The organism is Shewanella sp. NFH-SH190041 (assembly GCF_024363255.1).
GTDB lineage: Bacteria > Pseudomonadota > Gammaproteobacteria > Enterobacterales > Shewanellaceae > Shewanella.
In genome coordinates this window covers 2,157,112-2,180,360 of record NZ_AP026070.1, presented here as the reverse complement: position 1 = coordinate 2,180,360, position 23,249 = coordinate 2,157,112, and the positions used below count along the sequence as shown (strand labels likewise).

Genomic DNA, 23,249 nt, shown 5'->3' with positions numbered 1-23,249 from the left:
TTGTCGTCCCAGCCACCGCGATTAGCAATATTCATCATTTATGGCTGATATAACCACGATGGTGAGTGATGCCTGCTTCTGTACTGAGCCTTTATGTCAAAAACGATTGTTTAAGATTCAATGTCCGTGAATTTGTTATGGATTTTCTGTTTGTGATAGCCAAAAGGTAGCGGCCACAAAAAATGCAACATCGTCCTTTTGGACGTATTTGCCAGCCATGGAATGGATTTTCATGGAGCCATCAGTTTGGCGGGAAATCCGCTGGAGGACATTTGACTATACCCAAGGCAACAGCATCTAAAGTGACAAGATCACCCCATGACGAAAAGCGGGGTTCCGGCTGCCCATCGATCACGCAGCCGCACGCATTTCCCTTGTTGCCGTCTGGATCAGACCAGCACTTCGCCGCTGAATCACTTAGCAATACACAAGATGCGGCGGCGTATCGGCTGCCAGAAGCTTCTGCTGCTTTCCCCGATATGGGTGATGCTGATGCCAGTACTAATGCCTGTGTTGATGCGAAAGGCAATCTTGATGGTGAACTGCGTTTTCCATTAGCGCCGCCGGCGCCTGGTGGTCATGCGGTAAGCGTCGCGCCGGGGATACTCTGGGCCAGAATGGCCATGCCGATGGCGCTGGATCATATCAATGTTTATTTATTGGAAGATGACGACGGTTGGTATGCGCTGGATACCGGGTTAGCGCTGGATACCACCAAGCTTGCTTGGCAGCAGTTATTGAGCCGTTACGGCAATGGCAAACCGCTCAAAGGGGTGATTTGTACCCATTTTCATTACGATCATGCCGGGTTAGCCCCTTGGTTGATGCAGGCATTTGATGTGCCTTTGTACATGACTGGCGGTGAGTATTATTTCTTGCGCGCAGTGGCCACCAGTCATGGCCCGGCCTTGTCGCAATCTTTAACGGGATTTTATCGCCGTTTAGGTGTGCCACAAACGGTGCAACAACAGATATTTGATACGGTCAGTAAAGATCCTTTTATGGGCAGTTATCCTCCCAGTTTTCGTCGCCTTAGTGATGGGGATACGCTGGAAATTGGTAACCGTCAATGGCAGGTGGTTATTGGCGCTGGCCACTCGCCGGAGCATGCCTGCCTTTGGTGTGCTGACGATGCGTTACTGCTCAGTGGCGATCAACTGCTGCCCAAAATTAGCTCCAACGTGTTAGTTAATGAAATTGAGCCTGAGGCGAATCCACTGTCAGATTGGCTTGACTCATTACAACGTTTGGCATCGCTCCCTGGCGATCCCTTAGTTCTGCCAGCCCATGGGCCGGTATTTTATGGTCATCGTCTTCGTGCTGCGCAGATTAGTCAGCATCATCAGCAGCAATTACAACTGTTGCAGCAAGCCATTGTTGAGCAAGGCAGTATCAGTGTGTATCAAGGATTATCGATACTCTTTCCCCGTAAATTAGGGCCGGTTGAAACCATGTTGGCCTTGGGGGAAACCCTTGCGCATCTTAATTATCTGTTGTGGCAGGAGAAAATTTTTATTCAGTCTGGCGCGGACAATGCGGCCGACAGTTATTGCCCCTTAAGTGATGAGTTCGATTTTGTCTATGAGCCGAGCGAAGATGACACAGCATAAAGCCAGCGATGCAGCAAAGTTAAGAAGGCGCTAATTAGCTTGCCGCGCAAGGGATTGCTTTAGCCTTTGGCTTGGCTTGCCAGAGCTGCAAGTTCAACAGCCAAGTTTGAGTTGCTGGCTCAAGCTATTGCTGAGGTGATGAACAGGCTCGATTAATAAGCTCGGTTGACAAGATAGCCACTGAGCTTAGTTACATAGCTTAGTCACTCAGCTTAGCTAGTCATACAGGATGAGTTTCTGTTCGCTGAGCTGGCGTCAGAGCGGCTTAGACTGAATAAAACGATTTAAAAACATAATAATCAACAAGATATTAGCTATTTATCAGGAGTATTACGTCATGGATGCAGTTGCCCGCGCAATGGAGGTCAGTGCCCAGCTGACCGCACCCGGAGCCCCTTTTGAACTGACTGTCAGGGAGAAAAGGGGTCAGGCATTGCCGGTTTACCGCCATGCCCCGCAGAGTCTGGCCGCCGTGGTCGAGCAAGCCCGTCGAGACGATGACGTTTGTTTTATGGTTTACCGCCAAGACAGATGGAGTTTTAAGCGTTTTTTTGCTGAGCTGGATGCGCTGTGCCATTGGCTGCATGAAGCGGGTGTCGGGCCGGGGAGTGCGGTGGCGATAGCCTGTCGTAACCGGCCGGAGTGGGTGGTGGCCTTTTGTGCCTTGGCTCGCATTGGCGCTGTGCCTGCACCACTAAATAGTTTTGGTAAGCAAGAAGAATTGCTCGCGGCTATCAATGACATTCAACCTGAACTGCTGATTTGTGATAAAGACCGGCTACGGCGATTGAGTCAGCCAAATCCTCAAGCTGACGCGAATGGGGCGGTGATCAAATTGCCGCCGCTACTGTTAATTGGCAATCAAAGCCAGACAGAGCAAGCCTGTATAAGCCCAGACGCCAGTATACCCAGTGTCAAAAATGGCGGGGTAACGGGGCATATCACAGAGTATGGGCAAGTGATCTCCAGTTATCTTGATCAGCCGCCATTGCCATTGCCTGTGTGTCATACCGATGATCCAGCACTGATTTTGTTCACCTCCGGGGCGACCAGTCGCGCGAAAGCGGTATTGTCCAGTCAACAGGCGGTGTGCCAAGCCTTGTTTAATATCGATTACATTTCGGCTCTGTCTGCCATGACATCCCCTGATATTGTCAAAAACATCATGGCAAGGGCGTGTGAGCCAGTGATCCTGACGGCGGTACCGCTATTTCATGTCAGTGGTTTGCATGCTCAACTCCTCACGGCGCTACGCACCGGGCGGCGGCTGGTCTTTATGCACAAATGGGAGCCGGTTCAGGCGCTGGAAACGATGCGTCAGGAGCGGGTAACCCAGTTTAATGGTGCGCCTTCAATGGTGATGCAGTTGCTGCGTGAACCTGCTTTTTTTGCCCCGGATATTTTGGATAACTTCTCTGGCCTTGGCTTTGGTGGTGCAGGGTTGCCGGAAACCTTGGTGGAACTGGTACTGGATAAGTTGCCGCAGCAGATGGTGGGTATCGGGTTTGGCATGACGGAAACCAACGGGGTTGGCTCGGCGGTATCTGGCGATCTTTTTCGCGGTGCCCCCAAAAGCTCTGGGGTGATTTCGCCATTGATCGAGGTGCAAATTACCAATCCTATCGGCGAGGTGATGCCGGTGGGGCAGACGGGGGAAGTGTGCCTAAAAGGTATCACTGTGATGGATGAGTATGTGGGGAACCCGGCGGCCACGGCTGACACTATACGCAACGGTTGGCTGCATACCGGCGATTTAGGGTATCTGGATGATAACAGATTTCTGTTTATTGTTGACCGGTTAAAGGATGTGATTAATCGCGCTGGCGAGAATATTGCCGCGGCAGAAGTTGAGTCCTGTTTATTGCGTCATACCGCAGTGCGCGAGGCGGCGGTATTTGGGGTCCCGGATGAAGAGACGGGTGAGGCGGTGGTGGCCGTGGTCTCTGTCGTGAGTAGCGCAGTTGATGAGCAACAGCTGCGAGACCATGTCGCTGGGATACTCGCTGCGTATAAAGTGCCGTCGCGGATCCATATTTTGGCGCAGAACCTGCCACGTAATCCGGCCGGTAAGTTATTACGCAGTCAGTTGAAACAAACCTATAGCACTGATACTGCGACTGCTTAATGCTAAGGCGGCCAGTGCGATTATTCAGTGCCTATGTCGTGGCAGTGGCTATTAGCAATATTGAAGCGCCACTTTTAACTTGCACAGGCACAGATACTGGTATGAGCCAGGGGGCGTGTTGAATGTCATGTGTGAATAATTCTGATGGCAACAACCAACTCGTATCATGAAAATGGTTATCAGTAAGCTGTGCAACAAATGCTCATAGATTATGCAATAAAGGGTTGTTGAATAAGTATTTGTTATATAAATGATTTGCAGGTCGAAATGCTAGAGTTATAGCGTGTGTATGGCATCGTAATTGCTGGTGGACAGTGATGTGCGTCAGCGAGTTAAACAATTACGATGAAAATTATTGCAGCGAAATTATTGTGGTCAGCTCGCTGGTAGCGATCTAGCAAGATGGCGTTTTAATGCGGGCTTATCTGGTGCATCACGAGTGTGCCATCAAAGCTTGATTACATGTTGAAAATGGAATGTCGGTAAGGGATGCAGTGATTAGTGGATGAATTATTTTCATGGCTTCTTATGTCTTAACCGCATCTATTCAACTGCGCCTTAGTTACCGTGTTTTTAGCTAAGCGTGCTGCTAGTTAACTCTGTCGTTAGATGTGCATCGAGCGATGTCGCTAAGGTGAGGCTTCGGCAAGCGTGATAAAAACTAAGTCGCTTTGTTAATGCCAGATGCATTACATATATATATGTTAGGCAAGTACGCAATTTTGTATTTATAAGGCATCGGTGCTCACTGTATGCCTAGTTGAACAAGATTAACCTTGATGTTCTCGGCATGCCTAAATGCTCGGCATGCCTAAATGCTTGGCATGGCATAGCGTTAAGGGCATCTCTGAGGGTGGGCTTAGTTATTAATTAGCTGGCATGGGTGCTTTAGTGGCTATTGGTGCTTTAGTGAGGAGTGGTGTTTTGCTGAGCAGTCGTTTTTTTAGTTGATATTCGCGCTTAAGCAGGAATTAGGGAGCAGGAATTAGGGCGGGATAAGTTGGATGCCCATGTGCTTGGTATGTTTAGTGGCAGTCGAGAACTGGTTTTGGGTCATCTGTTGAACTTCGCTTTAGCCACATTTTTTGTTTCACTCTTTATTTAGCTGGTTATCCAGCAGGTTACTTAGCAGCTTATTTCGTTGGTGCATGGCAGAAGTTTTTGAACCGTATTCAGATTTCACGCTTGGCTGACTTAGATATAGCACTGAGATATCGCGCATAGATATCGAGATGAGATCTAGCACTTGGATGTTGTACTCGGATATTGCCCTTGTTTGTAGAGCTTGAATACCTACATGGGCGAAAAAAGCATTAAACACAAATGGATGGGATGCCACTTGGGTGGCGCAATTGCAGGAGAGCATAATGACAGCAGAGCATAACAGCGCAGAGAAACACAATAGCGCCGATGTGGTAATTATCGGCTCCGGTGCCGGGGCGCTAGCTGCGGCGGTATTTGCTGCCGACCATGGTATGCAGGTGCTGGTGGTGGAAAAAACCGATAAATACGGTGGCACATCCGCGCTCTCCGGTGGTGGAATTTGGATCCCCAATAATGATCATTTCCGCGCCAAAGGCGGGGATGATAATTATCAAAAATCATTAGCCTATTTACAGGCCGCTACTGCAGGCTTGGTGAGTGACCGCAGATTACATGCCTATCTGGATAATGCACCGAAAATGATTCGATATTTGGAAAAATACAGCCGGGTCAAATATGCGGTGGCAGAAAAATACCCTGACTATTACCCCCATTTAGATGGCGCACTGGCAGGTGGTCGCACACTTGATCCGGAACTGTTTGATACCAGTGTGCTGGGCGATGAAATTGACAACCAACGCCGCGCCTCAGCATCAACCCTGTTGATGGGCAAAATTGCTTGGACGGCAAGGGATGCACATAAAGCCATGGCGCGCGAGCGAGGATGGCGTTGGTTGCTGATAAAACTCATGCTCAGATACAAACTGGATTTTTCCCAGCGGCGTAAAACTCGCCGTGATCGCCGAGCGGCGCTGGGATCAGGTTTAATTGCATCACTGCGTAAATCACTGTTGGATCGTGGCATCCCTCTGTGGCTAGAAACTGATTTTACCGATTTGATTGAACATAACGGCCGCATAAGTGGGGTGAAATTAAAGCGGGATGGCAAAACACTGTGCGTTCACGCTCGTAAAGGGGTCATCTTGGCCAGTGGTGGGTTTGAGCAGAATCAAGCCCTGCGGGATAAATATTTGGGGCGCGGCAGCCAGTGTCATTGGAGTGCTACTCCACCCGGTGCCAATACTGGCGCAGCTTTGGAAGCCGGGCTGAAAGTGGGTGCCGCTACTGAGCTAATGCAATGGGGGTGGTGGGCTCCCACCATTAATGTTCCCCGTGAAGATAAGGCAAGAGCCGTGTTTGCCGAGCGGGCTTTCCCCGGCGCGATAGTGGTTGATGGCAATGGTCAGCGGTTTTTCAATGAGGCGGCGCCCTATCTGGAATTTGGTCAGGCCATGTATGACAACCACAGTGCCACTGGTGGTAAGTCACTGCCATCTTGGGTCATTTTTGATGCCTCATTTCGGTTTAATTACGCTATGGGACCGTTGATGCCGGGGCAGATTATGCCCGACAGCCGTTTACCCAAAGATTGGCAGGATCAGCTGTTTTTTAAAGCAGATTCCCTTGCAGCGCTGGCGGATAAAATTGGCATCGATGCCGCCGGGCTTGCAGAGACGGTTGAGCGCGTAAACGGCTTTGCACAAACCGGGGTGGATGAAGACTTTGGTCGCGGCGGCAATGTCTTTGACTGTTATTACGGTGATACCAATGTCAAACCTAACCCCTGTTTGGCACCTATCAGTAAGGGGCCATTTTATGCAATGCCGATGCAGGCGGGAGATATCGGCACTAAGGGGGGCTTGTTAACGGATGAATTAGCCCGGGTGGTGAAAGAGGATGGCGCCGTGATCCCCGGTTTATATGCCATAGGTAACTGCTCGGCATCGGTAATGGGAGAAAGTTACCCCGGAGCAGGTTCTACCTTAGGCCCAGCGATGACTTTCGGCTTTATTGCTGCCAACCATTTGCAGTCTCAGGCCGCAATTGAACCAGATTCACCGAATACAGATGGACGTGAGGCAGAACATCCCCAAGCCGAGCAGATAGTTGCTGAGTCTGATAACAGCCAAGCCCCTCATGTGGCCAAGGCAGGTTGATATGACGGCAACTGACACAAGTACTCATATAACGGCTCAGAAAAGTGCTCACACAACCGAAATATTACCCCCCAAGACTGTGACTGAGCATAGCATTCATTGGCATATGACTACCCAAGTGCTGGTTGCCGGGTGGGGGGCCGCGGGTGCCTGCACTGCACTAGAAGCGAAATCCCATGGGCTGGATGTGATTGTTGCCGATCGTTTTATGGGCGGCGGTGCCAGTGCCAAGAGTGGCGGCGTGGTGTATGCCGGAGGCGGCACAGCGCAACAAGCAGATGCTGGGGTAAATGACAGCCCTGAAGCCATGTATGAATATCTGCGACATGAAACCTGTGGGGTGATCAGTGATGACACCTTGTGGGATTTTTGCCGCAGCAGTCGGGAGAATCTGCGCTGGCTTGAATCCCTCGGGGTTCCTTTTGCCGCCACCATGCCACCCGGAGGGAAGACTTCCTATCCAGCTGATGGATATTACCTGTATTACTCAGGCAATGAGCTAGTGCCTCGTTTCGCCGGACAACACAATCCTGCGCCGAGGGGGCATCGCACCAAGGGGCGCGGCCATGGTGGCAAGGTGTTATATCACCACCTGCAGTCAGCTTGCCTTGAACGAGGCGTCGTGCCTATGACACAAAGCCGTATTCGCCGATTATTGCGTAACCCCACGGGGAGAGTGATTGGCGCCGAGATTTGGCATCTGCCGCCGGGGAGTGCCGCCGCAAAGAAACATCAACGGCTGGCAAGGTGGGCGGAAAAGTGGCAAAACTTTTCTCCAGCCCTGTGCGATCGGCTGCGTCATCAACTGGCGGCCCTGGAACTAAGGTACAGTGAGCCGGTGAATGTGCGTGCCACTGTCGGCGTGGTGCTCAGTACCGGTGGTTATATTTTTAATCGGCAATTGGTCAAAGAGCTGGCCCCCGGTTATCGGCGCAATTTTAAGATTGGTGCGACCGGCTGTGATGGCAGCGGCCTGCGACTGGGACAATCTGTCGGGGCGCAAGCGGCGCATCTTAATCGAGTTTCAGCTTGGCGTTTTATTAATCCGCCGCTGTGCTGGCCTAATGGCATCGCCGTCAATGCAGATGGCGCGCGCTTTTGTAATGAAGAGGTTTACGGCGCAACCCTGGGACACGCTATCTGTGAAGAGCAGGGCGGCAAAGCTTGGTTGATTTTGGATGCGGCGCTCAGACGTAAGGCAATACGTCAGGCGCTATTGGGCGGTTATTGGTGGTTTCAGTCTCTGCCAGCACTGGCCTTGATGACCTTAGGGGCTAAAAAAGCGGACACATTGACTCAGTTAGCCGCTAAAACCGGCATGAACAGCCAGCAGTTAGGTGACAGTATTCGGCAATATAATCAGGCGATTGCTGCAGAAACTGACGAACCGATGGGAAAATCCCGAGCCTGCTGTACCCCATTAACGGCCGGGCCCTATTATGCGTTGGATATTTCCGTATCCAGCCCGGTTTTCCCCTTAGGCGCATTAACCTTGGGTGGGTTAAAGGTCGATGAAAGCAGTGGCGCAGTATTAGATGAGGGCGGAGGCGCTATTGCCGGCTTGTATGCTGCCGGGCGCAGCGCAGTGGGGATCCCATCGAATTTATATATCAGTGGCTTATCCTTGGCAGATTGTGTTTACTCCGGTCGCAGAGCCGGGCGCGCCTTGGCATCTGCCCATAACCATACTGACGAGGTAGCATCGACGCCGCAAACGGCATCTGAGCAAACGCTATCCTCCACTGAGGCATTTTCCGATGAAGCATTCTCCGATGAAGCATTGGTGTCTCAGCTTGCTGTTACTGCTAGCGATAACGCTGCGACTACTAACGCCAAGGTAAATCAACCGTTTGCCCCAGCCAGTCACGCAAATCATGTCCGTGCCAATCAAGCCCAAGCCAATCAAGCTCAAGATAAAACGGCTTCCAAGCAGCTGCAAACCGATGGAGAGACCCTATGACCCAGCGCAATTGTCCCCCTTTGAATACATCGCAGACAGCTGAAACGCTTGCGGCTGACAGTAGTGCCTTGCCGATGACCATCCCAGCACAGGTATTTGATGCGGCCACCCGTTTTGCTGACAGAGTCGCCATTGAAGATAACGGCTGGCAGATCCTGTATCGGGATCTGCCCCAACGCGCATTAACGGTTTGTCGCGCTGTGATGGCCAGCGGCATTAACCCGGGTGATCGGGTGGCGATATGGGCACCGAATAATCTTCATTGGGTACTGGCGGCGTTGGGGTTACAAATGGCCGGCGCCGTTTTAGTGCCGCTTAATACCCGCATGAAACCGACAGAGGCGGCTGATATTTTGCGCCGCAGTGGGACGCGGCTGTTATTCAGCATTGGGGATTTTCTTAATACAGACTATCCGGCAGCTTTGCTGGATTATGCCCCAGATTGTGTTGAGCAGCTGGTGGTCATCGGTCGTGATAGCCAAATCGCATCGGCAAGGTTAACTCAGTTAGGACAGGGCGTGAATGATAGCCATCCAGCTGTTGTGCCCGTGCTGGCGTGGGAAACCTGGCTCGCCCGGGCGGCGCGAGTCAGCCCGGAAGCGGCTATGTTGCGTTGTGAGCAAGTTAAGCCGGAAGATTTGGCTGATCTGATGTTTACCTCAGGCACCACAGGAAAACCCAAGGGGGTGATGGGCAGCCATGGCGCGTGCATGCAGGCATTTCGGCAGTTTGTCGCGGTATTGGGGCTGGTAACCGGTGATCGCTATCTGGTTGTGAATCCGTTTTTCCACGCCTTTGGTTATAAGGCCGGCTGGCTCAGTTGCTTGCTGTCCGGTGCCACGATTGTGCCGCAGCAGGTGTTTGATGCCGCTGAAGTACTGACCCGAATCGAACAGGATAAGATCAGTGTGTTGCCCGGGCCACCGACCTTGTACCTTTCTTTGCTGGCTCATCCTGATCTGCCTCGGGCGGATCTCTCTAGCCTGCGCGCAGCATCAACCGGGGCGGCAAGTATTCCACCGATACTGATCGAGCGGATGCGAACTGAGCTTGGCTTTAGCACAGTGACCACAGCTTATGGGTTAACCGAGTGTGGTGGCCTTGCCAGTATCTGCGATCCGGCCGCCAGTGATGAGGTCATTGCGTTAACCAGTGGCCAGGCCATAAACGGCACTGAAATTGCCATTAAAGCCAGTGACGGTAGCTGGTTGCCAGCTGGGGAAACCGGGGAAATCTGTATCCGGGGTTTTCATATTATGCAGGGGTATTTTGATAACCCCGAGGCGACGGCAGAAGCAATTGATCATGCTGGCTGGCTGCACACCGGGGACTTGGGCGCGTTGAGTGCAGAGGGGAATTTGACCATCAGTGGCCGCCTCAAGGATATGTTTATTGTCGGGGGCTTTAACTGTTATCCCGCCGAAATTGAAGCGCAGTTAGCAGAGCATCCTGCCATCGCCCAGAGTGCGGTGATCGGTGTGCCAGATGAGCGTATGGGGGAGGTGGGATGCGCCTTTGTGGTACTCAAACCCGGTATGATGCTTGATAGTGCGGATCTTATTCTCTGGTGTAGGGAGCGAATGGCCAACTACAAGGTCCCCAGATTTGTGCGTCTACTTGAGGCCATGCCGGTGAATGCCTCGAATAAGGTGGTTAAGTCTCAGCTCGCCGCGCTGTTTCAGCCATAGTAGTGCTTGGAATCACTAAATATAAAAAAGCCGCCTTGTGTTAGGCGGCTTTTTTGTGGGTCAAACAGATGGGATCAGATTTTGAATTTACCAATTTCTTGCTGCAACTCAAGAGACAGCTGATTTAGGCTTGCCGCCCGCTCAGTACCGGCATTGGCCTCAACGGAAAATTGCTCGGCTACATTGCGGATGGTATCAGCGTTGACACTGACCTCCCGGGTTACTGCGCTTTGCTGCTCTGTTGCACTGGCAATTTGAGTCGCCATATCACCGATATTGTGAATGGCTTCGGCTATCTGTTTAAAGCTGTCGCAGGCTTTATTGGCCTCTTCCACACTGCTGACGGCGGTTTTGCCACTGCGCTCCATCACTTTGACGGTATTATCAATCACCCCGAGCAGGGTGCTGACCATGCTGTGGATTTCTTCGGTTGCTTCCCGGGTGCGCAGTGACAAAATGCGCACTTCATTGGCGACCACGGAGAACCCTTTGCCCGCGTCACCGGAGCGAGCCGCTTCAATGGTGGCATTGAGTGACAATAAGTTAGTCTGCTCGGCAATATCCTGAATGCTGCCGATAATGCCATTGATTTTTCCCGCATGGTGATTGAGCTGTTCAATCACGGTGCAGACTTCACTGACTTCATCCGCCAAGTGGGTGATGGACTGCTGACTCTTGCTGACCTGTTGCAGGCCATCTTCACTTAGCTCGATTGTGGTGTTCACGCCATCAGCTGTTTGCTCAGCGTTACTGGCAATATCTAGCGTGGTGCAGTTCATCTCTTCAGATGCTGCGGCAATCATATTGATTTCATCTAGCTGGTGGTTAGCCTGCTTCAGGTTTTCCTCCGCTTTTTCTGCCGCCAAACTGGCTTGCTCCGTTACCCCTTCCGCCACAGTACGCAGATTGGTGACAATATGCTGCATGGACGCCACAAAGCGGTTGAAGTTGTGCGCTAGCTGGCCAATTTCATCCTTACTTTGGGTATCAATCCGTACGGTCAAATCCCCTTCACCAACAGCGATATTTTCTAATGCTTTAGAGACCTTATAGAGATCTTTAAACAGATAATTCATCATCAGACCGGTACAGAAGATCACCAACAATGACAGCACGACAACAATCAATGCTTGCTGTTCCAGCATTTCATGGAAGCGGGCTTTTTCTGCCTGATAATCAATTACCACGCCGAAATACCAATCAGTGCCTTTTACTTTATGGAAGCTGATTATCTTAGGTATGCCGTCTACTTCTATTAGGTGAAGCGTTTTGGTCTCGGCATAACGGCTGATATCACTTTGACTGACTTGCTGATATACCGTGTTGATTGGTTGCCCGAGTAATCTAGTCTCTTTGTTAGCGACAAAATTTCCGGCGCGGCTGACCAGAAAGACATTAGAATTTTTACCCACGGTCATTTGGGTGATTTGACTGAATTTATCACCAACGTTCAGACTGGCTCCTAATACGCCGGTCAGCTTACCGTCTTGCATGACAGGTTTAGCAATAGCGACCAGGTATTTGCCAATGCCGGCACCGATATAAGGTTTGGTTGCGATAATGCCTTGTTTTTGCACAGCATCTTGATACCACGGCTGCACTCTAGGATCATATCCCACACCATAACTGGCGTAACTGGAGCTGATAATGGTGCCATCGGGATGACCATAATACATATCACTGAACAGACCGGCGCGGTTGCCCAGCTTTAGTAGCATTTTCGGATCGCTCACACGGTTAATGTCTTTGGCAATTGAATCTATCACAGCATATTTTGCATCCATCCAATTGCTGATCCCTTCCGTTGCCGCCACTGACACCTCATTGATCCTTTCACTGATGGTGGTATCAATTTCTTTTTCCAGAACATGGGTCGAAAATAGAGTCAGGGCACATGACATGGCCAGAACGGCGACGGTGGATGTGATGATAATTTTTGATTTGAGGGAAAGATGCCTCAATGTATTACTCATAGCATAAACTTCTGCCTTCTGATTCAGGGGGGGCAATATACACCAGCAACGACTGATTCACTATAAGGTTAAACGGTAAATTATTATTAACTGATGTATCCACCTTTCTCAGTTAACGATGTAATAGCGATAATATGTTTTTATTGTTTTTTCCATAACACACAGAATTAAAAGTGGTTTTAAATATTCGCTATAGGAGATGCCCAAAATAGTGGGATCACTAAAATGTTGCTAATTCATTGGTTGAAAATGCGATGACATAAGTTTCTAAGTAGATCGGCATTGAACATTTTTTATTAGATGTTCAATGGAATGATTTTGTTTTTAAAGGTGATGATGCAAATCCGTACCATTCAGATAGCGTGTTAGCGAATTATTTCTTTTGAATCCATATTCAGGCGATGAAACCGTGCCCATATAGACATAACTCGCAATTCGATACAGTTTTGTGAAGCCGTCATATAGGTGTCATATATTGCGCTTATTCATGTTTTTATTATGTTAAAAATTTTTGTGGCACAGATCAGATCCTGTTTATAAAGCCATAGCCTTGTACAAAAATAAATCACATAGTGGTATCAGAGTCGCTGAATGACAATAAGGATGTTGTATGTCTGACTATGAGCTTACCAGTGTGCCCCAAAGTGAACGCCGTAGCCTGTGGGCGGTAACCTCAGTCTGGGTTGGGTATGTATTTTTGCTGGCCTCCATGATGGCGGGCGCCGGTCTTGCGGCGCAGATGCCCCTGTCTACTGTGATCCTTGTGACTGTGCTGGCAAATCTCTTGCTGGCGGCATTAGCGTCAGTGATGTCGATGATCTCTTTTAAAACCGGTTACACCTTTGCGGTGATGACCCGGTTTAGCTTCGGGCTACATGGCTCCAAACTCCCCAGTATTTTGTATGCGGTTATCCAAATGGGCTGGTACACCATCCAGGCGTCCATTTATGGCCATTTGATTGCGGTTGCCTTTGAATTAGGGCCGTTGGGGGAATCCCTTGCCATGGTGGGCAGTGGTGTAGTGATGGGGCTATTTGGTATCGCCGGAATTAAAGCGTTGGAGATCCTCAGTTTTGTCTCCATTCCCGCCATGGTGTTTATCTGTATTGGTACTGTGATGCGTTCTGCCGGAGATGCTGGTGGATGGGCAACATTATTTGCCGCTCAGCCACAGGGTGACATGTCATTTTTTGCTGCGGTATCCATAGTGATTGGTACTTGGGTTTTTGGCGCAGCCACAACGGTGGCGGACTTTAACCGCTTTGCCCGCAGTAAAGGGGATGCGGTCAAGGGGGCTGTGCTGGGATTGTTGTTAGTTAATAGCTTTGTGGTGCTGTGCGGCGCAGTGGTTGGCGCGGCGGCCGGTGAGCACGATATGGTGAAGGTGCTGATGGGTATAGGCCTAGTGGTTCCTGCATTTGTGCTGCTAACCACCAATTTGTGGACCACCAACGGGGCCAATATCTATTCCGTCGGGCTGACATTATCCAATGTGTTTAGTGTCAGTCGGCGCAAAATTATGGTGGCGGTTGTTGCCATAACCTCCGGGCTGACATTGTTCCGCCCCTATGAGCTTGATGCCATTTTCGGCATTTTAATCACAGCAGGGATTGTAGTCCCGCCTTTGGCAGGAGTGATTATCAGTGATTTCTACCTCATTAATAAAAGCAATTATCCAGCACTGGATAAATACCAATTTGTCGGCTTTAACCATAACGCCCTCATTGCATGGTTGTGTGCATCGGCCACCGCCTGGTTCATCCCCTGGGGTATTCAGGCCGTAAATGCTTTGCTGGTGGCCTTTGTGGTGTACACCTTACTGATGAAGTTGTCAGGCTATCAGGTGTTTACTCCACAGCAGCCTACAGCGCAGCCTTAAATAAGATGTATTAAGTCAAATGAGTCATAACACAGGGAGTGTATGATGCAGCAGATTGACAAATATCGAGTGTTAGCACTTAGTGGTGTGGTGTTAATGGCGGTCGGCTCCATGCTCGCCTGTCTGGGGCTCGGGCCTTGGGCGATGAGTGGCGATATCGCCTTATTGCTGGGGATGGCCGTTTCCGGCTGGGGGTTTAGCGTTTGGCACCCGTAATAGCGAAGCTCATATTTCGTATCATCAATATCGCGTGATGCTTCGATTAAGAAATCATTATGTTGAAATTCTTCGCCAAAAGTTCTTAACTCGTCTATAAAATCACCAATGGTTTTTTCTCTTAGATATGGCTCTCTTTCTCCGAGAACCACTCCAGGGATATCAGGTTGAACTTGTCCAGTAACATATATTTTTGAATCAATTTCATCCTTCGGTACACAGCACTTTATTTGAGTGGATCGATCGACAAATCTAAGTTCATCTAAAATTCGATTAATTTTCATTGTTCACTTCATATGAGGCGACTAAGTAACTAACGCCTTGCTTAGTAGTGAGTGAAATGGGCGCTTTTTTACTGGGGTTTGGGTAAAAAGTGACACTTTGACGAGTACGTTGCTGCAACTTGTTAAGTTTGCACTCGCTAATAGCCCAGATTATCATTGTCTATAATATCCTGAATATCTGATACTTGGGCTAGCATTTTATATTTAGGATAATCTTCATTTGGCTCGTTATTTGACCATGTTAGATGAACTAACACAAAGCCCCTATCTTTAATCTCAAAAATAACATCATCATTGCTTTCATTCTTAGCAATAGCCCGAAATTGACCTTTAAACTGGTAAAGAAATCTTGAAGGATGTAATTCTCGATCCAATTCAATTTCAAAAGCCTTGGCATTTATAGGCGCATCCCATGGTTCTTTTAATTGAAACATATTCGAATCCGATTCAACACCGCGTTAAGTAGTGAGCAACGCTACCACCTAACCATTGCACCGTAAACTCAAAACCTAACCATTGCACCGTAAACTCAAAACCTAACGATGGAATGAAAAATTCCAAGCGTTGGGAACCTGTCTTAAACGTTTTGTTATGTATCACGCTCTCGACCTTCGACCGCTTCTTTTTTAGATTTCTGCCATTCGCTCTTTAACAATTCTTGAGCACACTTTTCTAGATTTGCTATTTCACTCTTGAGCTTTTCTGCGTTTAATCGCTTTTTCTCACAGGTCGCATAAATTGAATTAACAGACTTTAGAACGGCATGATCAAGCCTGTGCTCAAAGCTATAAGACCAAGCTTTAGGGTTAAGGCGCATAATAATTAGAGATTTCAAGCTACTCAGTTCCGAGAGTTTACCCGTATTCTCGATAAATTTTAATGAGCATTCTATGTATTTACCAATACCCCCACGTAGCTCACTACGCCAAACGGCTCGTTCATTAGTAACTGAAGAGGTAAAAACAGTTTTATCTGTATCTTTTGTAGTCTCTGAAAATTTTCTTACTGCTGATTTATAGCCGTACATAGCGCCAAAAGCACCTACTGCAAGTTGCGCGACGATCTTAAGACCTTCCAAATACCAATTTACTTCTGAGCTCAAACTTATACCTCTATCTAATGGTGCTGCATAACGCCCCAATCAGAGGCAATAAAACAGCTGGTTAAAATAAGCGACGAAGGAGCAAAATCAGCTGTTTTTGTCCTTTGAATTGGCTTGTTATGTACGACTACACAATTGTTCAAAGTTCATTAACTCCAAAGGAGATATCCTATCGAAATTCCACTTAGGGACATAAATCTTCTCATCTCTGATGGCCTGCGTAAAAGTTACTAAATTAGCTTTTGACTTTACACCAAGGATGCCAGTTATTCTGTCGAAATATTCTTTAGATTCTGCTCTTAAAAACAGCTCAAAAGTGCTACCTCGGAACGCTTTAAATACAAGCGTTTCTGGCAACCACTCTTGCCTTATCTCTTCTTTAAGGCCGTGCATTGCTTCTGTGCCATACAATACAAAATCAGCTTGCATTATTTGCTCAAATGAAATCCCCGAATCCGTACATCGTTCTTTTAATATGTCGGCGTGTAAGGAGAGGCATCTCAAACTCAATCGCGAGTTCCTATGAATTAGTGATTCAAGGTTACGCCTGAAAATACCATAAGACCGCATTTTACTTTGACCAGTTCTTGGGCTTTTTTCTTCAAAGTAGCGCTGGGTAAGTAGGTGTTCAACAACCTCAAAGCGTTCATATTTGAGGAAAATAGTAATACACAATAAAAAGCATTCTTGAACAATGAATTGAAGGTTGTCCCATTCCTATTCTGTAAAAATGATTAAAATCAAGGTCTAAAGTTATAGATTGGGTAAATAATATAATTGATATAGAGGGTTAAAATCAATCATTGCAGCAATCTATGTGTATCACGCTAAAACAAAGTGTGACTTGTATTACTTGAGCCAGTGATGGCTTGGAAAGTAAATCAGCAAACCTTTAATGTCTATTTGATTCAATAAGTTATAGATCTGTAAAAAACAAACTGAGAATGAATTCACAATTTTATGTCTCCACATTCTCTATTCTCTATTTCGGAATGCGTACATTATTTGACTCTCATATCAGAGCTGACACTTATGTGTCAGTTCCAATATGACTCTGTACTTGTTAACGGTGAAAGGTCACATAGTTTTCAAGTGCGGCTCTGGGCTGGTGGATTTGATTGACATCCGCGTCGGGGGCGGGGTAGCCAAGACACAGGCCTGCCATTAGCATGCGGCGATCGTCCATTCCCAGCAGAGTTTTAACCGGCTGAGGGAAAACAGTCCAGCTGACTTGGGGGCAGGTTGCTAGTCCCCGCTCTTGTGCCAGTAACATTAAGGCGTGTAGATAGATGCCGATATCGATGGCTTGGGGCATGCCCATCGCCCGATCCATACTCAGTAAAATGCCTACCGGCGCACCGAAAAAGGCATAATTTGCCATGGTTTGGGCGATGCGGGCCGGTTTATCTTCCCGGGCGATACCTAATGCCTGATACATCAGCTCGCCGCAATCTGCACGGCGTTGATGATAAGGTGGCGCCAGTGGCGAGGGGTAGGTGGCAAATTCCGGTTTGGGTGATTGACCAAAGCGCTGAATATAGCTTGTGGTTTCCCGCTGTAATGCTGTTAACGTCTCGCCACGGATCACATCAATTTGCCAAGGCTGAATATTGCCACCGGAAGGGGAAAGCCCCGCCAGCTCTAATATTTCTCGAATCGTGCTCTCATCTACTGGCTTGTCACTGAATGCCCGCACTGAGCGGCGCATTGCCATGGCAGCCGATACGCCATAGTCGCGAGGGATATCGTTACCCGGGGGGGCTTTGTGTATTTGCGAATTGTTGGTGTGGTTATCTGACTGGGCACAATCCCGCTTAGGATCATGGTTATGGTGTGGCTGTTGTGGCATCCCTGCAGTCATGTGTTCTCCCTGAACGATTCAACCTTCATGTTAACGCTCTTATATTCCATCACATAAAACAAACTACTTACATTAACCGCTTAAACTGACTCACTTAAGTCATCAAAGTCATCGTCATCAAAGTTATCTAAGCAAGCTAAGTGTGTTGCAGTTCGTTAAGCTCATGGGCTTAATCTTGATGGCGGTGTTTTCACTTGTATACCATCTGCTGATTTAGCCTTTGCTTATTGCCGCTAGCATCGTCTGAATAGACGGTAATGCGTCAAAGTGTGAACCTTACCCCTTTAAAACCGGCGTGCTGTGATGAAACGATAGTACTTAACTCTTTTATTCCGAGAGCAGGCGTCTATTTGGCGAACAGGCATTTATGGCGTCTGAAGATAAGGACTTAGGGGTAAGGTTTGAGCCAGGCGCTATTTAAAAAGTGCAAAAGATCATTAATTTGCTGAATGATCCATTATTCAGCAAATAAAGTGTTAACCGCTTTCATCCGCTGGGTAGGTTAGGGCTATTGCTCAGATTGGTTCAGGCCAGATTAGGGAATAGCTTATGCCAGTGACAGAACAAACTGCTCAGGCGGATAACACTGCTCGCACAATTTCAGCCCATGGGGCTCATCATAATGCGACGCAAGGGCAAGCTGGAAATGCGGCAGATACTTTGGCGAATATGGTGTCTGATGCCAGTCACTTGCAACAGACCTTTAGCGAGCAGGCGTCAGATATTCTCTTGGCTCAGCAGCTCAATACGCAATTAACGCAAATAAAAGCGCTGCACGCCCAGCAGCCTGTGCCATCAGTGGCATTACGTCAGCAGCGACTCGATACCTGCATCCGGTTACTGAAAGACAATCAACAAGCCTTGTGCGATGCGGTGGCGGCGGATTTTGGCCATCGCCCTGACTGTGTCACCCGCATCTCAGAGTTGTATATTTCCCTGCAATCACTGAAGTTTGTGCGTCGTCATATACGTCAGTGGATGAAACCGCAACCGCGCCGGGCGCTGTTTCCTATGTCTTTATTCGGTGCCCGGGCACAGGTGGAATATCTGCCTAAAGGGATAGTGGGCATTATGTCGCCTTGGAATGTCCCGGTGAATGCCATTTTTGGCCCACTGGCTGATGTGCTTGGGGCCGGTAATTTGGCGCTGATCAAACCCTCAGAATTCACCTCGCATACCGCTGCGTTGCTACAACAGCTGTTTGCCCGCTACTTTCCTGCGGGCGAAGTGCAGCTTGTGATGGGCGGTAGTCAAACCGGGCGGGTATTTTCCACATTGGCGTTGGATCATTTGATTTTTACCGGCTCAATGGCAGTGGGTAAGCAAGTGATGGCCGCCGCAGCAAGCCAACTGACGCCGGTGACGTTAGAGCTGGGTGGCAAGAATCCGGTGATAATCGCGCCGGATGCTAATTTGCGGGATAGCGCGGAAAAAATCATTGCAGCTAAAGGGCTTAATTCGGGGCAAATCTGCCTTAGCCCTGATGAGTGCTGGTTGCCGGCAGATAAGTTAGCGCAATTTATTGAGCACTGTCGTCATGTTGCGGCAAGTCTTTATCCCACTGTGGTTGCAAATGCCGATGTGGTGCCGGTGATGGGAATGCGACATAGCGACCGGATCACGGCTCTGCTGGATAATGCTGCGCAACTGGGTGCTGAGGTGATTAATCTTGACCCAACTGGCAATGACTGGCGCAGCGGTGAGGCTAATTCGGCGGGGGGGCGAAATATTCCGCTCCATCTAGTGATTAACCCGCCTGCACATGCTGCGGTACTGGCCGATGAAATTTTTGGCCCCATATTGTGCGTGCGCACTTATCAGCACAGTGATGAAGTCATTAAGGCGATAGCGGTAAGGCCCGCACCATTGGCACTGTATTGCTTTGGCCGGGATACGCGGCAGTGGCATGCCATCACTTCGCAGTTACCTTCCGGGGCCTTGGGGATCAATGATATCGCAGTGCATTACGCCTGTGATGATTTGCCTTTTGGTGGCGCGGGGCACAGTGGTATGGGGCGTTATCATGGCCGGGAAGGCTTTATCAGTTTCAGCCATCAGCGGGCGGTTTTTCGCCAGGGTTGGTTGAATCTGGCCAAATTGGGGGGCACCTTGCCGCCCTATGGCGACAAAATTGCCAAATTAAGTCGTAATTTATTGAAATAGCGGTGTTAAATCCGAAGATGATGTGCCAGTGACTACCACAAGTTAAGGCTGGGTAAGTCAACGCTCGGTAGCCAAAGCTAGGTAGTCAAAGCTAGGTAAGTGAAGACGAGATAAATTAGTCGCGGGGCGAGAACACAGCAAGCAATCACAATACGTGTCACATAGGATAGGGCGGCCAAGTGCTATTGCAATGCGGCAATCATGCCATAGGGAATGCATGGGATATGAATGCTAGGGCGCAAATGCAGTGGCTGTAAGTGCAGTAACTGTAATAGCGCAGTAAAAGTGTAATAAAACTGCAGCAAAAGATAAGACAGGGGATGTTATGGAAACTATGGGTATTTGGCAGATGGCAAAACAGCAGCCGCAGGCATTAGCACTGGTGGCGCCGGATGGTAAACATTGGAGCCGCGCGGAGCTGGTGGCCGAAAGCAACCGTTTGGTGCATGGGCTGCGGGATCTGGGCCTTAAACAAGGGGATACCGTTGCCGCTGTGCTGACCAATAGCGCAGAGTTTATCGCCCTCTATCTGGCAGTAACCCAATCTGGCATGTTTCTGGTTCCCCTTAATTGGCATCTGGCCGGGCCTGAAATTGCCTATATCCTCAAGGACAGTGGTGCAGCGGTACTGATTTACGATGATGCGGCCGCAGAGGCCTCGGCAACGGCGGTTAAGGCGAGCGGTTTTAATCCGCAGCATTGCTTTAAGTTGGGCAAGCCTGTTGATGGCGTAAAGACTTACCATCAGCTGGTGGCGGGGCAGGCTGATGCCTTACCCGTTGATCGCGCTACTGGCATGGTAATGTTTTATACCTCCGGCACCACAGGCAAACCTAAGGGAGTGCGCCGCCCCGTCCCTGGGATAGATCCCGATACCATGGCGACCAATATGGCCATGTTCCCCCAGTTGTTTGGCATTATGCCGCAACAGGGCAATGTCCATTACAGTGGCTCGCCGCTGTATCACACCGCCGCCATGACCTGGGTGACAAATTCGTTGCATCTGGGTCACAGTGTGGTGCTGCATGATAAGTGGGATGCTGAAGGCATGCTGGCAGCGATTGATCGTTTTGGCGTAACCACTACCCATGTGGTACCGACCCAGCTGGTGCGGCTGTTGAAACTGCCCGCAGAAGTGCGCAGCCGTTATGATGTCAGCTCCATGCAGCATATGCTGCACACTGCTGCCCCCTGTGCGCCACAGGTTAAGCGGGAGATCATTGATTGGTTTGGCCCTTGTATCTATGAATATTATGCATGCACTGAAGGTGGCGGGGCGATTTGTAATACGGAGCAATGGTTGGCAAACCCCGGCACAGTAGGGAAAGCTTGGTGTGGTGCTGATATCAAAATTTTTGATGATAAAGGCGATGAGCTACCGGTTGGCGAGCAGGGCACCATATATATGTTGATGACGGATGTCAGCCGGTTTGAATACCGTGGCGATAGTAAGAAAACCGCAGGTAACCGTGTTGGCGATTATTTTACTGCCGGTGATGTGGGTTACCTGAATGAAGATGGCTTTCTGTTTCTCTGTGATCGCAAAACGGACATGATCATCAGTGGTGGCGCTAATATTTATCCCGCCGAAATTGAAAATGTACTGATTTTGCACCCTAAAGTGGCTGATTGTGCCGTCTTTGGCATCCCCAATGCTGACTGGGGGGAGGAAGTGAAAGCCGTTATTCAGCCCATTGATGGCGTCGTGGCCGATGGGGCGCTGACCGACGAGTTGATGACCTTTATCGCCGGTAAGCTGGCAAAGATGAAATGGCCAAAATCGATTGATTTCAGCGTGAAACTGCCACGGGACCCCAATGGCAAACTCTACAAGCGCCGCTTAAAAGCCCCTTATTGGGCGTAACGCTCATGTCTAGTGCCCGCCCAGCGTAGATAGTAAAGGCGACGTGTTGATGCTGTGCCTGTTTATGCAGGCTCAGTCTCGGCCTGCGATATTTTAGCGGTTGGGGGGCTGGCAGGGGTGTCCGGGCTTTGACTCAAAATGAGCTGCCGCAACCAATGGTTTGCCGCATCATTTTCAACACTCTTGTGCCAGTACAAATGCAGTGATAACGGCATTACGGTAAAGGGCAGGGGATAGGTGTCGAGCTGATAATTGCGGGCCAGCGCATTGGGCAGCGAAAGCACTAAATCGGATTGTTGTAATAACGCCGGGGTCAGTAAGCTGTATTGCAGCCGAGTTTTAATGCGACGTTTCAATCCCAGTTGATTAAGCGCGTGATCGACCGCATCCGGTGCAGCGGGATAATCACAATGCAGATGATCACAGGCTAAATATTGCTGTAAATCCGGTGCGGCAGTGATGCTGCTGTGTCCAGAACGTACGGCGCAAACATAGGTTTCTTGCCCTAATAGGGCGTGGCTAATACGTTGATCTGGCGTCATCGGTGTATCGATACAAAGATCAAGTTTGGCGGCGGTTAACGCTTCAACCAAGGTGCCAGAATCCAGTGGGCGGATATCAAGCAAGATCCCCGGTGCAGTTTGTTGCAGGGCAGGTAACAGCCGCGGTAACACCCTGGCGGCAGCGATTTCTGTCAGTCCTAAACGGATCACCTTTTTGGTCTTGGCCGGGTCAAAGCTGTCTTGTTTCGCTACGCCGTTATTCAGTAGCCATAACGCTTCACGCACCGGGCCAATTAAGTTTTCCGCAAAAGGGGTTGGCACCATGCGGTCAGCTTTACGCTGGAATAGGGGATCGTCAAATGTGCTGCGTAATCTGGCAAGGGCATTACTGACGGCAGGCTGAGTGATATTTAGCACTTTGGCCGCTTTAGTCAGGTTTGCCTCGCGGTAGATCACTTCAAAAACAATAAAAAGATTTAAATCTATCCGTTCCAGTCTCATATCATCACTTCCCCTGTGAACATGCCACCGTAAACAACGCACTGGCTTTTCAAACTCAACTAGCGGCTAAATTATCAAACAATCTGGTTGCCGACCAGTTGTAATGCAAGAGGATTCTCGCTGTTTGGGATAGTTGTAACCTCTTGTGATAGAGGGAAAAGTATCGTGCCTAAATGTCGGGGAACATGGCGAGGAACATATTGCTGAATAGCCATTACTAACGTGTTTTTGCCCCTGAATCAGTTACGGACGGAGCGTCAGTCTTACTCTTCAATTTATATTTGCCACATATGACTAATGTGAAAAATCAAAGCTCATAA

15 protein-coding genes are annotated in these 23,249 nt (G+C 49.1%); 9 read left to right on the top strand and 6 right to left on the bottom strand.

All coding sequences use genetic code 11. The features are described from left to right. Positions 1 to 374: 374 nt before the first annotated feature. From NFHSH190041_RS09595 to NFHSH190041_RS09575, 5 genes are all read left to right on the top strand, one after another. Complete coding sequence (locus tag NFHSH190041_RS09595) at positions 375 to 1,610, top strand: MBL fold metallo-hydrolase (protein ID WP_261921660.1); 1,236 nt, start codon at positions 375 to 377, stop codon at positions 1,608 to 1,610. Between the two features lie 337 nt (positions 1,611 to 1,947). Continuing rightward, positions 1,948 to 3,735, top strand: coding sequence for a class I adenylate-forming enzyme family protein (locus NFHSH190041_RS09590; protein WP_261921659.1), 1,788 nt, complete (start codon positions 1,948 to 1,950; stop codon positions 3,733 to 3,735). A 1,367-nt stretch (positions 3,736 to 5,102) separates the two neighbouring features. Further along, complete coding sequence (locus NFHSH190041_RS09585; RefSeq protein WP_261921658.1) at positions 5,103 to 6,935, top strand: FAD-dependent oxidoreductase; 1,833 nt, start codon at positions 5,103 to 5,105, stop codon at positions 6,933 to 6,935. Beyond that, entirely contained in the window at positions 6,916 to 8,895 is a 1,980-nt protein-coding gene (locus NFHSH190041_RS09580; RefSeq protein ID WP_315972935.1) for an FAD-binding protein, read from the top strand. Before NFHSH190041_RS09585 ends, NFHSH190041_RS09580 begins: the two co-directional genes overlap by 20 nt. Further along, positions 8,892 to 10,583 carry a FadD3 family acyl-CoA ligase gene (locus tag NFHSH190041_RS09575; protein ID WP_261921656.1) on the top strand — a complete coding sequence of 564 codons (1,692 nt, stop codon included), beginning with the start codon at positions 8,892 to 8,894 and terminating at the stop codon, positions 10,581 to 10,583. The genes NFHSH190041_RS09580 and NFHSH190041_RS09575 overlap by 4 nt, the downstream gene beginning before the upstream one ends. Before the next feature lie 74 nt (positions 10,584 to 10,657). Here the strand turns inward: NFHSH190041_RS09575 and NFHSH190041_RS09570 are convergent, their stop codons facing one another. Next, a complete protein-coding gene (locus tag NFHSH190041_RS09570; RefSeq protein WP_261921655.1) occupies positions 10,658 to 12,556 on the bottom strand; it encodes a methyl-accepting chemotaxis protein in 1,899 nt (632 codons plus the stop codon). A gap of 610 nt (positions 12,557 to 13,166) precedes the next feature. On the opposite strand from NFHSH190041_RS09570, the gene NFHSH190041_RS09565 reads away from it, so the two are divergent. Both NFHSH190041_RS09565 and NFHSH190041_RS09560 read left to right on the top strand, forming a co-directional pair. Next, complete coding sequence (locus tag NFHSH190041_RS09565; RefSeq protein WP_261921654.1) at positions 13,167 to 14,435, top strand: cytosine permease; 1,269 nt, start codon at positions 13,167 to 13,169, stop codon at positions 14,433 to 14,435. A 42-nt stretch (positions 14,436 to 14,477) separates the two neighbouring features. Continuing rightward, positions 14,478 to 14,651 (top strand): hypothetical protein, encoded by a 174-nt coding sequence (locus tag NFHSH190041_RS09560; protein ID WP_261921653.1) that lies wholly within the window; start codon positions 14,478 to 14,480, stop codon positions 14,649 to 14,651. Positions 14,652 to 15,072: 421 nt separating this feature from the next. Here the strand turns inward: NFHSH190041_RS09560 and NFHSH190041_RS09555 are convergent, their stop codons facing one another. From NFHSH190041_RS09555 to NFHSH190041_RS09540, 4 genes are all read right to left on the bottom strand, one after another. Further along, positions 15,073 to 15,369, bottom strand: coding sequence for a hypothetical protein (locus tag NFHSH190041_RS09555; RefSeq protein WP_261921652.1), 297 nt, complete (start codon positions 15,367 to 15,369; stop codon positions 15,073 to 15,075). 155 nt (positions 15,370 to 15,524) lie between these two features. After that, on the bottom strand, positions 15,525 to 16,037 hold the full coding sequence (locus NFHSH190041_RS09550) for a hypothetical protein (protein ID WP_261921651.1): 513 nt from the start codon (positions 16,035 to 16,037) through the stop codon (positions 15,525 to 15,527). A 117-nt stretch (positions 16,038 to 16,154) separates the two neighbouring features. Then, positions 16,155 to 16,466 (bottom strand): hypothetical protein, encoded by a 312-nt coding sequence (locus NFHSH190041_RS09545; RefSeq protein ID WP_261921650.1) that lies wholly within the window; start codon positions 16,464 to 16,466, stop codon positions 16,155 to 16,157. A gap of 634 nt (positions 16,467 to 17,100) precedes the next feature. Beyond that, a complete protein-coding gene (locus NFHSH190041_RS09540; protein ID WP_261921649.1) occupies positions 17,101 to 17,898 on the bottom strand; it encodes a nitroreductase in 798 nt (265 codons plus the stop codon). Positions 17,899 to 18,447: 549 nt separating this feature from the next. On the opposite strand from NFHSH190041_RS09540, the gene NFHSH190041_RS09535 reads away from it, so the two are divergent. Beyond that, positions 18,448 to 20,061 carry an aldehyde dehydrogenase family protein gene (locus NFHSH190041_RS09535; RefSeq protein ID WP_261921648.1) on the top strand — a complete coding sequence of 538 codons (1,614 nt, stop codon included), beginning with the start codon at positions 18,448 to 18,450 and terminating at the stop codon, positions 20,059 to 20,061. 325 nt (positions 20,062 to 20,386) lie between these two features. Further along, positions 20,387 to 21,925 (top strand): acyl-CoA synthetase, encoded by a 1,539-nt coding sequence (locus NFHSH190041_RS09530; RefSeq protein WP_261921647.1) that lies wholly within the window; start codon positions 20,387 to 20,389, stop codon positions 21,923 to 21,925. 62 nt (positions 21,926 to 21,987) lie between these two features. Here the strand turns inward: NFHSH190041_RS09530 and NFHSH190041_RS09525 are convergent, their stop codons facing one another. Beyond that, the gene (locus NFHSH190041_RS09525; protein ID WP_261921646.1) at positions 21,988 to 22,929 is read right to left on the bottom strand and encodes a LysR family transcriptional regulator; all 942 of its coding nucleotides are present in this window, start codon (positions 22,927 to 22,929) and stop codon (positions 21,988 to 21,990) included. Between the last annotated feature and the right edge of the window lie 320 nt (positions 22,930 to 23,249).

Bases quoted from the DNA above. Each gene is read 5' to 3' on its own strand.
- NFHSH190041_RS09590 (WP_261921659.1), top strand. From the start codon at position 1,948: ATGGATGCAGTTGCCCGCGCAATGGAGGTCAGTGCCCAGCTGACCGCA.
- NFHSH190041_RS09585 (WP_261921658.1), top strand. From the start codon at position 5,103: ATGACAGCAGAGCATAACAGCGCAGAGAAACACAATAGCGCCGATGTG.
- NFHSH190041_RS09580 (WP_315972935.1), top strand. From the start codon at position 6,916: ATGTGGCCAAGGCAGGTTGATATGACGGCAACTGACACAAGTACTCAT.
- NFHSH190041_RS09575 (WP_261921656.1), top strand. From the start codon at position 8,892: ATGACCCAGCGCAATTGTCCCCCTTTGAATACATCGCAGACAGCTGAA.
- NFHSH190041_RS09570 (WP_261921655.1), bottom strand. From the start codon at position 12,556: ATGAGTAATACATTGAGGCATCTTTCCCTCAAATCAAAAATTATCATC.
- NFHSH190041_RS09565 (WP_261921654.1), top strand. From the start codon at position 13,167: ATGTCTGACTATGAGCTTACCAGTGTGCCCCAAAGTGAACGCCGTAGC.
- NFHSH190041_RS09560 (WP_261921653.1), top strand. From the start codon at position 14,478: ATGATGCAGCAGATTGACAAATATCGAGTGTTAGCACTTAGTGGTGTG.
- NFHSH190041_RS09555 (WP_261921652.1), bottom strand. From the start codon at position 15,369: ATGTTTCAATTAAAAGAACCATGGGATGCGCCTATAAATGCCAAGGCT.
- NFHSH190041_RS09545 (WP_261921650.1), bottom strand. From the start codon at position 16,466: ATGCAAGCTGATTTTGTATTGTATGGCACAGAAGCAATGCACGGCCTT.
- NFHSH190041_RS09540 (WP_261921649.1), bottom strand. From the start codon at position 17,898: ATGACTGCAGGGATGCCACAACAGCCACACCATAACCATGATCCTAAG.
- NFHSH190041_RS09535 (WP_261921648.1), top strand. From the start codon at position 18,448: ATGCCAGTGACAGAACAAACTGCTCAGGCGGATAACACTGCTCGCACA.
- NFHSH190041_RS09530 (WP_261921647.1), top strand. From the start codon at position 20,387: ATGGAAACTATGGGTATTTGGCAGATGGCAAAACAGCAGCCGCAGGCA.
- NFHSH190041_RS09525 (WP_261921646.1), bottom strand. From the start codon at position 22,929: ATGAGACTGGAACGGATAGATTTAAATCTTTTTATTGTTTTTGAAGTG.